Here is a 610-nt window from a genome sequence, read left to right on the forward strand (position 1 = left end):
ACGGCAGCGTAACCACTGTAGCCATCCGCCTGCAGGATACCGGTAAAGCCATCAAATAATCGCTCAGCGACCTCCCCAGCCCGACTGGGATCATAGGCAAACAGGACAGACGGTCGGTCCGGGGGGCCGCCACGGGTCACCCACATCCATTTCTGCGCTTGGGCCGTCTTGCCGTCTTCCTTCAGGACCTGGATCCGCGTTTCATCGGCCTGCAGGTAGCGGTAGCTGTTCTGCTCTTCCCTGAGCAGGTTCATCAATGGCCGGAAGACGTCTTCCAGGCGGATGATCCAGTTCGCCATCACGCTGCGGCTGACGCCGTGCCCTTCACGCTTGAGGATGCCTTCAAGCCGATACAGCGGCAGCCCATCGGCGTACTTGGCGGTGATGAGATAGGCCAGCAGCGAGGAATGGGCGAAGCACTTGCCCAGCGGGTGTGCCGGGCGCGGTGCAGCGACGATGTGCTCCTCGACGCCTGCATCCGCCTCAGTAGCGGCAAAGACCGCCTTCTCCTGCCAGTATTCAATAACCTTGAGCTGCGGCGGGATGTAGCTCAGCTCTTCCTTGACCTTGCTGAAGAAGGTCTTCAGCGCGCCTTCCTTGTCAGCATCCG

Annotated in this window: 1 protein-coding gene; it reads right to left on the minus strand. The window is 61.0% G+C overall.

Going from position 1 to position 610, the window contains the following annotated elements:
* The coding region (locus DWB85_RS19365) for an IS66 family transposase (RefSeq protein ID WP_162846214.1) at nt 1-610 on the minus strand (610 nt) is incomplete at both ends.

This window comes from Seongchinamella sediminis (genome assembly GCF_003457605.1).
Classification (GTDB): Bacteria; Pseudomonadota; Gammaproteobacteria; order Pseudomonadales; family Halieaceae; genus Halioglobus; species Halioglobus sediminis.